The 13,676-nt window shown below is 69.3% G+C and carries 11 protein-coding genes; 3 read left to right on the forward strand and 8 right to left on the reverse strand.

What is annotated here, in order from left to right:
* Window positions 1-120: 120 nt before the first annotated feature.
* Complete coding sequence (locus ACIBG8_RS40290; RefSeq protein WP_397348485.1) at window positions 121-1,419, reverse strand: ABC transporter substrate-binding protein; 1,299 nt, start codon at window positions 1,417-1,419, stop codon at window positions 121-123.
* A 141-nt stretch (window positions 1,420-1,560) separates the two neighbouring features.
* Window positions 1,561-2,322 carry an AMP-binding protein gene (locus ACIBG8_RS40295; protein WP_397348486.1) on the reverse strand — a complete coding sequence of 254 codons (762 nt, stop codon included), beginning with the start codon at window positions 2,320-2,322 and terminating at the stop codon, window positions 1,561-1,563.
* Between the two features lie 420 nt (window positions 2,323-2,742).
* Here ACIBG8_RS40295 and ACIBG8_RS40300 point away from each other — a divergent pair, with 420 nt between their 5' ends.
* Window positions 2,743-4,611, forward strand: a complete 1,869-nt coding sequence (locus ACIBG8_RS40300) for an ABC transporter ATP-binding protein (RefSeq protein ID WP_397348487.1) — start codon at window positions 2,743-2,745, stop codon at window positions 4,609-4,611.
* Window positions 4,612-4,810: 199 nt separating this feature from the next.
* Here ACIBG8_RS40300 and ACIBG8_RS40305 read toward each other — a convergent pair whose 3' ends face one another.
* Together ACIBG8_RS40305 and ACIBG8_RS40310 are read right to left on the reverse strand one after the other, a co-directional pair.
* On the reverse strand, window positions 4,811-6,199 hold the full coding sequence (locus ACIBG8_RS40305) for a peptidoglycan D,D-transpeptidase FtsI family protein (protein ID WP_397348871.1): 1,389 nt from the start codon (window positions 6,197-6,199) through the stop codon (window positions 4,811-4,813).
* A gap of 102 nt (window positions 6,200-6,301) precedes the next feature.
* Window positions 6,302-6,673 carry a MerR family transcriptional regulator gene (locus ACIBG8_RS40310; protein WP_397348872.1) on the reverse strand — a complete coding sequence of 124 codons (372 nt, stop codon included), beginning with the start codon at window positions 6,671-6,673 and terminating at the stop codon, window positions 6,302-6,304.
* Window positions 6,674-6,945: 272 nt separating this feature from the next.
* Between ACIBG8_RS40310 and ACIBG8_RS40315 the strand changes: the two genes are divergently transcribed.
* Window positions 6,946-7,854 (forward strand): SPFH domain-containing protein, encoded by a 909-nt coding sequence (locus tag ACIBG8_RS40315; protein ID WP_397348488.1) that lies wholly within the window; start codon window positions 6,946-6,948, stop codon window positions 7,852-7,854.
* 455 nt (window positions 7,855-8,309) lie between these two features.
* Here the strand turns inward: ACIBG8_RS40315 and ACIBG8_RS40320 are convergent, their stop codons facing one another.
* Both ACIBG8_RS40320 and ACIBG8_RS40325 read right to left on the reverse strand, forming a co-directional pair.
* Window positions 8,310-8,948 carry a TetR family transcriptional regulator gene (locus ACIBG8_RS40320; protein WP_397348489.1) on the reverse strand — a complete coding sequence of 213 codons (639 nt, stop codon included), beginning with the start codon at window positions 8,946-8,948 and terminating at the stop codon, window positions 8,310-8,312.
* Window positions 8,949-9,391: 443 nt separating this feature from the next.
* Window positions 9,392-10,285 (reverse strand): coiled-coil domain-containing protein, encoded by an 894-nt coding sequence (locus tag ACIBG8_RS40325; protein WP_397348490.1) that lies wholly within the window; start codon window positions 10,283-10,285, stop codon window positions 9,392-9,394.
* A gap of 218 nt (window positions 10,286-10,503) precedes the next feature.
* Between ACIBG8_RS40325 and ACIBG8_RS40330 the strand changes: the two genes are divergently transcribed.
* Window positions 10,504-11,937 carry an aldehyde dehydrogenase gene (locus tag ACIBG8_RS40330; RefSeq protein WP_397348491.1) on the forward strand — a complete coding sequence of 478 codons (1,434 nt, stop codon included), beginning with the start codon at window positions 10,504-10,506 and terminating at the stop codon, window positions 11,935-11,937.
* Window positions 11,938-12,133: 196 nt separating this feature from the next.
* On the opposite strand, the gene ACIBG8_RS40335 is transcribed toward ACIBG8_RS40330, so the two are convergent.
* Entirely contained in the window at window positions 12,134-12,868 is a 735-nt protein-coding gene (locus tag ACIBG8_RS40335; RefSeq protein ID WP_397348492.1) for an alpha/beta hydrolase, read from the reverse strand.
* 10 nt (window positions 12,869-12,878) lie between these two features.
* On the reverse strand, window positions 12,879-13,634 hold the full coding sequence (locus tag ACIBG8_RS40340) for an AMP-binding protein (RefSeq protein ID WP_397348493.1): 756 nt from the start codon (window positions 13,632-13,634) through the stop codon (window positions 12,879-12,881).
* Window positions 13,635-13,676 lie beyond the last annotated feature (42 nt).

Raw genomic sequence — 13,676 nt, forward strand, 5'->3', positions numbered from 1 at the left:
GGGTCCTCCCGTCCACGCTCTCCGCGGAACGGCCCTTCAAAGGGACCTCCGCCCGGCACCTCCAGAGGTCCTTTGACGACCTCTGGAGGCCCCATCGGGGGGTGTGGGGTTTCGCGAGGGTTACTGCGCGTTGGCCTTGGCAGCCTCGGCCAGCGACTTCTGCAGCCCCGCCACGTCCTTGCTGCCGATGAACAACCCGACAGCCTCCGTGATCGCCGCCAGCCACGGCTGGTTCACCGAGACCCCGTGCTGGATGGACCCGGCCAGCTTGTTGCTGCCCCAGTCCTTCAACGAGTCAGCCAGATAGTCCGTGTAGAGCGACGCGTCAGCGTCCTTACGAGCCGGAATCGACCCCTTCTTGGGGTTGAAAGCGTCCTGCCCCTCCTTGGAGGCGGCCACCTTCAGCCAGGCCAGCGCCCCGTCCCGGTTCTTCGCGCCCTTCGGCAACGTGAAGCTGTCCGACAGCCACATGAACGTGCCCTCGGTCCCAGGCGCGGGCGCCCAGTCGAAGTCCGTCTTGGAGACCTTCCCCAGCCCACCCTCTGGCGGGTTGTGGAAGTAGCCGTAGGCCCAGTCGCCCATGATGTTGAACGCCGCCTGCCCGTCGGCCACCTGCTTCGCGGCAGGCTGCCAGTCGTCCTGCGGATCCCCGGCGTACGACAGGATCGTCTTGAAGTTCTCCAGCGCCTTGGTGACCGCCGGCCCGCTCCAGTCCGCTCCAGGCTTGAACAGAGCGTTGTACGCATCAGTGCCCAGCGACCCGAGCAGCACGTTCTCCATCAGGTGCGTCACGGTCCACTCGGAGCCGATCGACAGCGGGATCTTGCCCTTGGCCTTGACCTTCTCCAGCGCGGCGATGAACTCCTCGATCGTCTTCGGCGCACCGGCGACGCCGGCGTCCTTCAGGACGGCCGGGTTGAACCACAGCACGTTGGACCGGTGGATGTTGACGGGGACGGAGTAGATCTGGCCCTGGTAGCTGATCTGCTCGACGAGCTGCTGCGGGAAGACGTCCTTGAGCTTGAGCTCGTCGTAGAGGGTGTTCAGCGGTTCGAGCTGCCCCGCCTTGATGTAGCCCTGCAGCTCGGCGCCCGCGTGCCCCTGGAAGGTGTCCGGCGGCTCGCCGCCCTGCAGCTTCGACTGGAGCAGCGCCTTGGCCTTGTCGCCCGATCCGCCGGCGACCGCCGCGTCGAAGAACGTGAGGTTCGGGTTCTGCTGCTCGAAGATCCCACGCATGGCCTTCAGACCGTCGGCCTCACCGGGACCCGTCCACCAGGAGAAGACCTCGACCTGCTTTTTCGCCTCGCCGCCACCGGTGGCAGAGCCCGTCGGTGCGGCTGTGCCGCCGCCACCGCAGGCGGTGAGCCCGAGCAGGCTCGCCATGGTGATCGCGACGGCTCCTAACCACCGTCGTCGCATCGCACACCGTCCCTTCAGTTACCTGTTCGACCCCGAGAATTCGTGCTGACAACGTTGTCAGCCATCAACCCACTTCGCCCACGGGGACGTCAAGGTATGGAGCGGTAACAGCTCGGCATACCTGGGAGAGCGCTCTCTGCGTCAGAGGCGCCTGAGCGGCTCTCCCGGCAGCGCGAGGACGGTGACCCCGAAATCGGCGACGGTCGCCGGAAGGTCCGCGCGCGCCAGACCGTGCGCGGACACCACCAGCGCCCCCTTGCTCACCGCCAGCCCGACGAGCGTCACCAGCTCAGGGTCGGGCGGACGGCAGGCCAGCACCACGTCGTCCGCGTCGAGGCCGACGGACACGTCGAGCTTGTCCATCGCCTCGACCAGCTCGGTGTGCGTGAGCGCGAGCCCTCCCCCGAGGGCGAGCGCCGCCTGCTCGCCGGGATCGAGCACGGGCAGCGCGATGGGGTCGAGCCCGAGCAGGTCGGCGAAGTCGAGGGTGTCCATCGCCTCGCCGAAGGCGATCACCTGGCGCACCCGCGACCGCTCTGCCGCCGACACTGCGGTCTCGGCGAGGTCGGGGGTGGTGATCAGCATCCTGGCGTCGCACTCCGTCAGGATCGCTGCCAGCTCGTCGGCGGGCAGCGCGGGGTCGAGCGGCGCGGCCACGCCGCCCGCCGCGACGACGGTGTGTACGGCGAGCGTCAGCGCCCAGGTGGCGCTCACGTGGACCCCGACGACCTGGTCGCGCCTGGCCCCCCGGCGTACCAGGCCGGAGGCGGCTCTGGTCACCTCGTTGGCGAGTTTGCGGTAGCCGTACACATGCCCGCCGCACAGGTCGATGAGCGCGGGCCGCGACGCCCGCTCGTAGGCGCGGCCGAACACGTGGCTGGTCACGGTGGCAGTCGGCTCCATGACCGTGACCGTACGGCGCGCGTGGGCTCCGCAGCATCCGCCGATGTATGTATAGCGGTGTGTATTCAAGCGAGGGCTCCTACACATAAGCGCTTTGTGCGGGCCCGAGCCCTGCGCGGCTCGAGCCCGCTGTCGCACGTTCCAGGCCACGACCCCCACCCCTCCGAGGAGGCCAGGCCCTCGGGAACGTACGACGTCCCCGATGGACCGGCAGGTCGCGCCCACCTCGTGCGTGGGCTCCCCGGGGCACCGGGGTTGAGGTGAGCACGACCGTCGATCACACCCAGAACGCTAGGCCTGCACCCTCTACGCCACATGCGCAGAGATGGCCATTCGACGGTGTATCCCGGAGGCAAGGAAGATGTGTAGAGAGGTGCGTAGGCCACCGGAACTGTCGGTGCAGCCGACCACACTGGGTGCATGGCGGACCCGGAGGAACCCCTGGAGCTCGGCGAGATCTCCTTCACCGACTGGAACGCGCACACCGACAAGATGGCGGAGGTCGCGTTCCTGACCGTGGCGCGGCGGCTGCCGGCGCTGGTGGTGCAGGCGCTGCGCATGGCGTGGGCGGCCAGCCCGCGCGACGCCGTCGCCGCGGTGGGCTTCAACCTGGCCGGTGGCGCCTTCACCGCGTTCGGCCTGCTGGCCACCACCGGCGTGCTCGCCGCCCTGTTCAGCGGCGGCCCCACGCCCGAGCGGGTCCAGGCGGCGCTGCCCAGCCTGATCCTCGTGGCGGCGGCCGCAGGTCTGCGCACGGCCACCCAGGCCGGCGCGGGCTGGGCCCAGTCGCGACTCGACCCGCAGGTCGCCAGAGTCGCGGAGGAGCGGCTGTACGGCCTGACCAGCCGCGTCGGGCTGATCGCCTACGACGACCCCGACTTCCACGACGCCTTACAGCGGGCCAGGTCGCGCGGGGTGGCGCGGGCCGGTTCCGTGGTGAGCTCGGCGATCAACGCGCTGACCGCGCTGATCGGCATCATCGCGGTCGCCGGGGTGCTCGGCGTGCTGCATCCCGTGCTGCTGCCGCTGCTGGTGCTGGCCGTGCTCCCCGACGCGTGGGCGGCCGTGCGTTCGGCGCGGATGCGCTACACGACGATGTACGCGCTGATCCCGGCCAACCGGCGCAAGTGGATCATCGGGGAGCTGCTGGCCAACCGCACCTCGGCGGCCGAGGTGCGGTCCTTCACCATGCGCGGCTTCCTGCTGCGCATGTACGACGCGGTCGCGATGGCCGAGCAGCGGGTCATGCTGGGGCTGGCCCGCCGCCAGACCGTCGCGCGCCTGGTCGGCGAGACGCTGGGCGGGGTCGGGACCGGGCTGGTCTACCTCGCGCTCGGCATCCTGCTGGCCGTGGGCGCGGTGCCGCTGGCCGTCGCGGGCACCGCCGTGCTCGCGATCAGGTCGGGGCAGACGTCCCTGTCCAACCTCATGTTCGCCACCAACCGCCTCTACGAGGAGGGGCTCTACTACACCGACTTCCTCGACTTCTGCAGCGACGCCGAGTCGCGCCTGCCCAGCGAGCGGCCCACGCCCGCGCCGACCGGCTTCTCCCGCATCTCGGCGCGGGAGGTGACCTTCACCTACCCGGGCAGCGAGCAGCCCGCGCTGCGCGAGGTGTCCGTCGAGATCAACAGGGGCGAGGTCATCGCCTTCGTGGGCGAGAACGGCTCGGGCAAGACGACCCTGGCCAAGATCCTCTCCGGCCTCTACGAGCCGCAGGGCGGGCGCGTCACCTGGGACGACCTCGACGTGCGCGACGTCGACCCTGAGGCGTTACGCCTGAGCACGGCCGTGATCGCCCAGGACCACACCCGGTGGCCGCTCACCGCCCGCTACAACATCACGATGGGCACCGACAAGGGCGAGGAGATGCTGGCGTCCGCTGCGCGGGTGGCCGGGGCGGACGAGGTGATCGCCGAGCTGCCGAACGGCTACCGCACGCTGCTCGACCGGCGGTTCAAGGACGGGGCTGAGCTGTCGGGCGGCCAGTGGCAGCGCATCGCGGTGGCACGCGGCTTCCACCGCGACGCGCCGTTGCTCATCTGCGACGAACCGACAGCAGCCCTCGACGCCCGCGCGGAACACGCCCTCTTCGAACGCATCAGGGAGCACTCCGGGGGGCGGACGGTCTTGCTGATCACCCACCGATTGGCGAGCGTCCGCTATGCGGACCGCATCTACGTCCTGGACCATGGAAAGGTGACCGAAGAAGGCACCCACGACGAGCTCATGACCGTGAACGGCCTCTACGCCGACCTGTACACCCTGCAGGCAACCGCCTACCGCTGACCAGAAGCCCTCTCGGCTGAGCGCCGCGCACCTTGCGCCGGACACCGCCGCACACCACCTCGCCGCACCGGCGCTGGAGAGGCCCCGCCATCCCGCACACGCCTGCCACCCCTCCCCGAGGTCTCCCCCGCGGCACCTCCCCCTCTTCTCCCAGCGAGCCCGTGGGTGTCTTGTGGCTTGCCGTACATCCGTAGGGTTGTCAATCCAGGACGGAGAGCATCACCTTGCGTGCGATGGGTGCGGCGACGTCGCCGCCGAAGCCCGCGTGTTCCACCAGCACCCCCACCGCGATCTCCGGGGCCTCGGCCGGTGCGAAGGCCGTGAAGACCGCGTGGTCCTGCGCGTCGGCCACGTTCTCCGCCGTGCCCGTCTTCGCCGCCACCGCCACCCCCGGGATCGCCGCCGCCGTCCCCGTCCCGCCCGGCTGCGTCACCGCGACCATCATCGCCGTCAGCTGGTCGGCCGTCTCCGCGCTCATCGTCCCCCGGTACTCCGACGGCTGCGCCCTGCTCACCGACGTGCCGTCCGGCAGCCGCACCTCCTCCACCAGGTACGGCCGCATCAGGCTGCCGTCATTGGCGACAGCCGCCGACAACATCGCCACCATCAGCGGCGTGGCCCGGTCGTCGAACTGCCCGATGGCCGACATCGCCGTCTGCGCCCTGTCCATGTCCGAGGGATAGACGCTCTTGGCCACCGGCATCGGCACCGTCAGGTCGTCCGCGTCGAAGCCGAACGCCTCCGCCTGCTTGCGCAACGCCTCCTGCCCCAGGTCCAGCCCGATATTGGCGAAGGTGGTGTTGCACGACATCTGGAAGGCGAACGCCAGAGGCGGCCGCCCGTTGCCGCACGACTCGCCCCCGGCGTTCCGCAGGTAGGTCGTGGTGCCGGGCAGCAGCAGCCGCGTCGGCGACTCCACCTGCGTGGACGGCGTGTACTCGCCGGACTCCAGCGCCGCCGCGCTCGTCACCACCTTGAACGTGGAGCCAGGCGGGTAGTTCTGGTTCAACGCCCGGTTGAGCAGCGGCTGCGCCGGATCCTCGCGCAACCTCTCGTCGGCCTTGACCAGCTTCGCCCCGTCGAACGTGGTGTAGACGTTCGGATCGAAGGACGGGAACGAGACCAGGGCCAGGATCGCGCCGGTCACCGGGTTGATCGCGACCACCGCCCCCTTGCGCCCCGTGGCCCGCAGCGCCTCGTACGCGGCGCGCTGGGCGCGGTCGTCGATCGTCAGGCGGATGTCCGCGCCCTGGACCGAGCCGTCCTTGACCATCGAACGCACCCTGACCTTGGGGTCGTTCCCCGACAGCTCGGCGTCCTGCGCCTGCTCGATGCCCGTGGTGGTGTAGAGCGAGACATAACCGGTCACTGCTGCGTACAGCTCGGGATCGGGATAGACCCGGCGGTACTCGTACAGCCCGTCGACCTTCTCGCTCTTCGCGATCACCTTGCCACCGGCGAGCAGGATGTCGCCGCGCGGGTGGTCGAACCTGGCGATCAGCGTGCGCTGGTTGCGCGGGTCCGCGTTGAGCTCTCCGGCCTTGAACGCCTGGATGTAGGTGATGTTTCCCAGCAGCGCGAACAACATCACCGCACACATCATCGCTACGCGACGAAGGGGGATATTGATCCGTTTCGCCCTGGGACCGGCCATGATCCCCGGTCTAACAGCCGGAACTCAAAGGTACGGCTAGCAGACGCTTCTGTAGTAGGAAATCTTGTTGTGGATGTAGCGCTGGCGCTCCGTGAGATTGGCGATCTGCCCCTGGACGCGGCGGTCGTGGTCTTCCAGCAGCCTGATGCGGTCGGGGATGGTGTGCTCACCGGCGCGGACGAGCTCGGCGAACCGCAACATCTGCGCGATCGGCATGCCGGTGTCGCGCAGGCACCTGATCATCCCCAGCCAGCCTACGTCGCCCTCGGTGAACCGCCGCTGACCGGCGGAGTTGCGCCCGACGGGCTCCAGGAGGCCGATCTTCTCGTAGTAGCGCAGCGTGTCCAGGCTGAAACCGGTCTCCTCGACGACCTCTGACGGTGTGTAGACGCTCACGCCCTCCAGCATCCCACCTGGAGTGGGCTCCAGGTCAACCACGCCCTCCCCTCAGCCGCCACGTCATGCCCTCTCCCACCCCTCCCGCACCCCGACCCGCGCCTGCCGATCTTCACCCGCCACCCCCGCCCCACCATCGGCTATGTCCTGGCGGAGAGCAGGTCAGCGACGCCGGAAGGAGACGTCTCTCGGGCTGGTGCCGTCGCTGCCGCACAAGCGGAAGCCCTTGTGGCGCCCGGGTCGCAGGGCGTTGAGTTAGCCTCGAAGGCGGAAGGGATACCGCCATGGTCACCGGTATCGTGCTCGGGCTCATCGCGTTCGTCGTCCTCTGGGTCGTGCTCAGCGGGGTCCGGGTCGTCAATCAGGTCGAGCGAGGCGTGGTCTTCCGCTTCGGGCGGGCGCAGCAGAAGATACGCGCACCAGGACTCACCCTGCTCATCCCCGGCGTCGACCGCATGAAGAAGGTCAACGTCCAGCTCGTCACCATGCCCATCCCCCCGCAGGAGGGCATCACCCGCGACAACGTCTCCGTCCGCGTCGACGCCGTCGTCTACTTCCGCGTCGTCGACCCGCTCAGGGCGGCGATCGACGTGCAGAACTACCTGTTCGCCGTCGAGCAGGTGGCGCAGACCTCGCTCCGTTCGATCATCGGCAAGAGCGAGCTCGACGACCTGCTGTCCAACCGTGAACGGTTGCACGAGGGCCTCGCCATCATGATCGACAGCCCGGCGGTCGGCTGGGGCATCCACATCGACCGCGTCGAGATCAAGGACGTGCAGCTCCCCGAGTCGATGAAGCGCTCGATGTCCCGCCAGGCGGAGGCCGAGCGTGAACGGCGAGCCCGCGTGATCACGGCCGACGGAGAGTACCAGGCGTCACAGAAGCTCGCTGACGCGGCGACGGTGATGGCGCACACGCCTGGGGCGTTGCAGCTGCGGATGCTGCAGACGGTGGTGGAGGTGGCGGCGGAGAAGAACTCGACGCTGGTCATGCCGTTTCCGGTGGAGATGCTCCGCTTCTTCGACCGCGCGGCGAAGAAGCTCGAGGCGGAGACACCCGAGGGGGAGCAACGCAAGGGCGAGGCGACGGCGGCCGACCCCGAGCTGGAGCCGCACCCGGCACCGGCTCTCGAGACCGACGAGCTGCCGTCTTTGGAGCAGCTCACCCAGACGGTCAAACCCCAGGAACGCTGACCTTCCCCCGATCCCTTGGGCCCGGAGCAGCACAGCTCTGGGGCCTTCAACGGCACAGCTCGCCGACCTGTGGGACCACCTCTCAGGGCGAGGGCTACCAGGGGTGTCCAGCGCGGCGGATGGTGCCGGGCAGCCCGTGTCGTTGAGGGCCGGGTCTCGCGGGAGCGGAACCACCCCCACGGCCGGGGTCTTCCGAGAGCGGGCCATCCCCCAGGGCGGGCCATTGGAGGGTCTTCCGGGGCGCGTCTTCCGGGAGCGACCGTCCTCAAGGGGCGGGTCGTCGGGGGGTCTTCCGGGAGCGGGCCGCTCTCAGGGGCGAGCCATCCGGGTGCGGGCCGCTCTGAGGGATGAGCCATCCGAGGGCGATTCGGCGGAGGCGAGGCCGTCGGGGTGGAGTGTGCTGTCGGGGGGTGTGGGGCTGGCCTGGGGCCGATTTGCGGCTTGGTGGTATGGGGTTACGGGAGGTGGTCGGCGAGGTAGCGGCGGACGAGGAGTTTGCATTCGGCGATCAGGTCGGGGTCGCCGTCGGGGTGCATGCGGAACGCCAGCTTGAGCACCGCGTCCGTGGCCTCCACCGCCACGAGCAGCGCCCTGTCCAGCCCCGACCCCGCAGGGGCGTCCAGCAGGTCGCGGGACAGCGCGCGCAGCCGGTCGGCCACTATCACGTTGTTCTCCATCGCCGCGTCCAGCATGTGGTTCGTACCCTCAAGAGCGGGGCCCCCTGGTGCGGCCAGCACCTCGCCGAAGTCCACCACGGCGAACCCGGGCGTCGTCCGCTTCATCGCCACGAACTCGTCGATGGCCAGGTCCACGAGGTCGGTCCAGTGGTCGAGTACGGCGGTCGCGATCCGCTCTCCCACCCGGGCCAGGAAGGCTTCCAGGTTGCGCAGTGCCAGGGCGCGGACCAGGCCCTGCTTGTCGGGGAAGAACTGGTAGAACGTCCCGATCGGCACCTCGGCTCGGCGGGCGACCTCCTTGGTGGTCAACGCGTCGTAACCGACCTCGTCCAGCAGCAGGGCGCATTCGTCGAGCATCCGCTCGACCCGTTCCACACTGCGGCGCTGGGCCGGACGTCGGCGCAAGGTACTCGTCATCCTCCCATCCTGGCGTATTACCAGCTGGTACGGATGACATGAGGCCAACTCATATCGACCCCTCCCAGGACCTTGGGGCTCTGGCCTTGAGCGGCTCAAGGTCTTTGGGGCTCAAGGTCTTTGGGGCTCAAGGCTTTTCAGGCTCGGGGCTTTTGGGGCTCAGGACCTTTGGGGGCTCAGGGCCACGGATGGGCCGGAACCCCTTAGGGGCCGGGCCACTTGACAGCTCGGGCACGCAAGGACGCCTGAGGGGTTGAGGTCCTTCAGGGGTTGAGGTCCTTCAGAGGCGGGGTTTGGGGCGAAGGCGGGGGTTTTGGGGCGGAGGCGCGCCTTGGGGGTGGAAGCGCACCTTGAGGGTGGAGGCGCGCCTTGAGGGCGGAGCGGGGTTGGGGTTGGGGTTTTGGGGTGGGTGGCGGCGCCAGGGTCGTCAGCGTACGGCTGGGCTAGAAGACCGAGACGTGGACGTGGTCGTAATGGTTGGCCGTCACGCCGCCCCGGTCCGACATCGGGTCCCACCCGCTCCCCGACCGGATGTCGTAATACCGCTGCTTCCAGATGATGTACATCACCCCGAGCCGAGCCCCGTTGGTGATCAACCACTGCGCCAGCGCGTCCCCACGCTCCTCGTCCACCCCGGACGCCGGCCGCCCCCCGGAGCTCATCATGAAGTCGCAAGCACGCCCCTTGCCGTGCTCCCCGGGATCCCCTGCCCGAAGGCACCCCACCCCGTAAGGCATGGGAAAGTTCTGCATGATCTCGTCCCGCACCGCGATCATGCGCGACGTCAGCCCGCCACTGTTCGTAGGCGTCTGGAACCCGTACTTGGCCAGCAGCCGCTCGATCTCGCGCCGCTTGCCCTTCATCTTCTCGATTTCCTTCTTGAGCTTGAGGATCTGCGCGTCCGCGTCCTCCTTGGCCTTGCGCGCGTCGGCGATCAGCGTCTTGACGCTGCCCAGCCGCGCCGTACGCAACTCGGCCAGATAGCTCATGCTCGCCGCCTGCCCCAGCGACGCGTAGGGGTCACTCCCCCCGCTGAACAGCCGCGTCGCGTCGAGCGGCCCCGACATGTAGGCGAGCTGCGCCCATTCACTGACGTCCTGCGCGGCGTCCGCCTGGGCCTTCTTGGCCTTGTCCGCCAGGTCGGCCGCCTTCTTGGCGCGGACCCGCGTCTCCTCAAGGCTCTGGATCTGCCCGCGATAGAGCTTGTTGAGCTTGGCGGCCTGTTTGGTCAGCTTGCGTAGTTCCGCCTGCGTCGCGGGGTCGGCCGCAGCAGGAAGGGGTACGGCGAGCAGGCAGGACAGAACGACGGCGAGCACGGCAGCACGGCCGGATCTCACGCGCGTCCTCCCTCCTGTGACGGGCGAAACTATAGAAGATGATCTTGGTCGCTGCCACCGGAACGGTGGAAGTCATGCACCATTGGCGAAGTATCTACCATTTTGCGGGGATCTAGCCAAACCCAGCAGAACATGGTTCGGTGGGACCTCTTGCTTCACCTCCCAATCCAAAAGAAACTTGGCCAAGCAAGCATTCGGTCAAGCAGGAGGCTCACGACATGCGCCAGCACGACACGCTGTTCATCGGGGGCGAATGGGTGGCCCCAGCAGGCACTGGCACGATCGAGGTCATCTCCCCTCACACCGAGGAAGTAGTGGGCCGCGTGCCCGACGGTACTCCCGCTGACGTGGATCGCGCCGTAGCCGCCGCCAGAGAGGCGTTCGACAACGGCCCGTGGCCCCGGCTGACCTTCGCCGAGCGCGCAGAGGTCATCGGCAGGCTGGCGGAGATCTACGCGGCCAGGCAGGCCGAGATGGCCGAGCTCATCACCGAGGAGATGGGCTCCCCGATCACCTTCTCCAACCTGGCCCAGGCCCCCCAGCCGCTCGGCATGCTGCAGTTCTACGCGGAGCTGGGCAGGACCTTCCAGCAGGAGGAGCAGCGCCCCGGCCTGTTCGGCCCCACCACCGTGCGGCGCGAGCCGGTGGGCGTGGTCGCGGCGATCGTCCCGTGGAACGTCCCGCAGTTCGTCACCATGACCAAGGTCGCCCCCGCCCTGCTCGCCGGGTGCACGATCGTGCTCAAGCCCGCCCCGGAGACCCCGCTCGACGCCTACCTGCTGGCCGAGATGTTCCAGGAGGCGGGCATCCCGCCGGGCGTGCTCAACATCGTCCCCGCCGGCCGCGAGACGGGCGAGTACCTCGTCAGGCACGACGGCATCGACAAGATCGCCTTCACCGGCTCGACGGCGGCCGGGCGGAGGATCGCGGCCATCGCCGGCGAGCAGCTCAAGCGGGTCAGCCTCGAACTCGGCGGCAAGTCGGCCGCGATCTTCCTCGACGACGCCGACCTGCCGAGCAGCATGGGCATGCTGGCCATCGCGTCCCTGATGAACAACGGCCAGGCCTGCGTCGCGCAGACCCGCATCCTGGCCTCGCGCAACCGCTACGACGAGGTCGTCGAGGCCGTGGCCGGCATGGTCGCCGCCCAGCCCGTCGGCGACCCAGCCGACCCGGCCACCGGCATCGGCCCGCTGGTCGCCCAGCGCCAGCAGACCCGCGTCGAGGACTACATCAAGATCGGCATGGAGGAGGGCGCGAAGGTCGTCGTCGGCGGCCTGACCAGGCCGTACGACCGGGGCTGGTACGTCGCGCCGACCGTCTTCGCCGGGGCGACCAACGACATGCGGATCTCCCGCGAGGAGATCTTCGGCCCGGTGCTCGCGATCATCCCCTACGAGGACGAGGCGGACGCGATCCGCATCGCCAACGACAGCGACTACGGCCTGTGCGGCACGGTCTGGACGGCGGACGCCGACCACGGCATGGACATCGCCCGCCAGGTGCGCACCGGCACCTACGGGGTGAACTGCCTGATGCTGGAGGCCAACACCCCGTTCGGCGGCTACAAGGCCAGCGGGCTCGGCCGCGAGCTCGGCCCCGAGGGCCTCAACGGCTACCTGGAGTACAAGACCATCGCCAGGCTGGGTTAGAAGAAGGCGAAAGGCTCCGGTACGGCGCGCCGTACCGGAGCCAAGCAGATGGACGCAACCCAGCGCGCCCCCGCAACGCTGGGCAACCGCCCGACTACCTGAAGTATGTCCTATGCCCGGTCGCTAGACCGGGTTTATCCCCAGAGGACTTCTCCCAGGGGGTTTCATCCATCCGCCTTAGGTAGACGCCTTTTACTCAGGAAAGGTTCGAAACGTTCTCGACCCACTTTCCGATGCGCCGTATCAGCTCGGGTCGGGCGGCCGATTCGGCGTGGCCGTACCCCTGCTCGATCCACAGCTCCTTCGGCTCCCGCGCCCCCTCGAACAGCTGGTGCGCGTGGTCGAGCGGGAAGAAGTGGTCGGCGTCGCCGTGCACGACCAGCAACGGGGTCGGCGCGATGAGCGCTGCGGCCTGGTAGGGCGGCATCGGCACCGGGTCCCACTGGCCGCGCTGGATGCGCGTGCGCTTGGCGACCCGCGCGGCCCAGCGCCCGACGGGCTGCTCGATGGCCCAGTGCACCTGGCGCATGGGCTTGGTGCCGCGGTAGTACCAGCGGGCCGGGCTGCTGACCGAAACCACGGCGTCCACCCCGCTGTACAGGCCCGCGTGCCGTACGACGACTGAAGCCCCCATGGAGAAGCCCACGGTGACCACCGTCGAGTAGCCGGTCGCGCGCAGGTGGCTGACGGCGGCGTCGACGTCCAGCACCTCCAGGTCGCCGACCGTGGTGAGCCCGCCGGAGCGGCCGTGCCCGCGGAAGTCGAAGGCGAGCACCCCGCCGAACCCGCTGAGCACGTGCGCGATGCGCCGCGTGTCCTTGCAGCGCCAGGAGCCCGTGAACCCGTGCGCCAGGACGATGCCCAGGTCGGAGCGGCCCCGCGAGCCGGTGAGAGCCGCGTCGAGCCGCACGCCGTCCTTGGTTCTGAGCATGACGGAATGGTTAGGCGCAAGAGGCATGCCTCGAGCTTAGGACCGCCTCTTCGAGGATCCGGCGGCCGGGGTGCAGCCCCATCCGCCTGGCCAGGTCCCGGTTCGCCACCACGACGGTGGCCCGGTGCTCCTCGGCAAGCACCCGGCAGCCGATGAGCGTCGGATCGTGCGCGATGATCACCTTGGCGCCCACCATGAGCGAGAGGTCGATGAGCCGGACGAGCCGCGGCCGGTCGGTGATCGCGGCCAGGACGACGTCGCCCTCGCGCACCACCTCGCGCGCCGCCATGTCACGCAGCGCGCTGGCCAGCTCGTTGTCGCTCAGCACCCGGCCGCCGCAGTCGACAGCCGGCCCGGAGATCGGGCCGAACTCCCACGGCTGCCCGCGCAGCAGGTCGCTGAAGGGGCTCGCGCCCTCGGTCGGCTCCATGGTGAAGACCTGCCTGATCTCGCCGCCCTCGACGTGCGACCACTTGCCCTGAGTGATCATCATCCGGGCGGTGGCGTCGCCCTCGGAGTTGGGGCAGACGACCACCCCGCCCGCCCAGGCGACGGAGTGTACGGCGAGCGGCAGGGCCGCCCCCGGCGGCAGGTCCACGACCACCCGGTCACCGCTACGCAGCCCGCGGCGGCGCAGGCCGGCCGCGGCGTGGGTGACCCGGCGCTCGAACGCGGCGAACGTCAGAACCTCGCCGGTCCTGACGTCGGTCACGGCAGGACGGTCGCCCTGCTCGGGAACCGATCTCAGTACCAGTTCTGTCCACATGCCGCCAGCGTAAGGATGTTGGGGCCGGGTCACATGTGCAGG

This window comes from Nonomuraea sp. NPDC050556, assembly GCF_044457355.1.
Taxonomy (GTDB): domain Bacteria; phylum Actinomycetota; class Actinomycetes; order Streptosporangiales; family Streptosporangiaceae; genus Nonomuraea.

What these genes read in the sequence shown, in the direction of transcription:
- ACIBG8_RS40290 (WP_397348485.1), bottom strand. Translation starts at nt 1,419, where the DNA reads ATGCGACGACGGTGGTTAGGAGCCGTCGCGATCACCATGGCGAGCCTG.
- ACIBG8_RS40295 (WP_397348486.1), bottom strand. Translation starts at nt 2,322, where the DNA reads ATGGAGCCGACTGCCACCGTGACCAGCCACGTGTTCGGCCGCGCCTAC.
- ACIBG8_RS40300 (WP_397348487.1), top strand. Translation starts at nt 2,743, where the DNA reads ATGGCGGACCCGGAGGAACCCCTGGAGCTCGGCGAGATCTCCTTCACC.
- ACIBG8_RS40305 (WP_397348871.1), bottom strand. Translation starts at nt 6,199, where the DNA reads ATGTTGTTCGCGCTGCTGGGAAACATCACCTACATCCAGGCGTTCAAG.
- ACIBG8_RS40310 (WP_397348872.1), bottom strand. Translation starts at nt 6,673, where the DNA reads ATGCTGGAGGGCGTGAGCGTCTACACACCGTCAGAGGTCGTCGAGGAG.
- ACIBG8_RS40315 (WP_397348488.1), top strand. Translation starts at nt 6,946, where the DNA reads ATGGTCACCGGTATCGTGCTCGGGCTCATCGCGTTCGTCGTCCTCTGG.
- ACIBG8_RS40320 (WP_397348489.1), bottom strand. Translation starts at nt 8,948, where the DNA reads ATGACGAGTACCTTGCGCCGACGTCCGGCCCAGCGCCGCAGTGTGGAA.
- ACIBG8_RS40330 (WP_397348491.1), top strand. Translation starts at nt 10,504, where the DNA reads ATGCGCCAGCACGACACGCTGTTCATCGGGGGCGAATGGGTGGCCCCA.
- ACIBG8_RS40335 (WP_397348492.1), bottom strand. Translation starts at nt 12,868, where the DNA reads ATGCTCAGAACCAAGGACGGCGTGCGGCTCGACGCGGCTCTCACCGGC.
- ACIBG8_RS40340 (WP_397348493.1), bottom strand. Translation starts at nt 13,634, where the DNA reads ATGTGGACAGAACTGGTACTGAGATCGGTTCCCGAGCAGGGCGACCGT.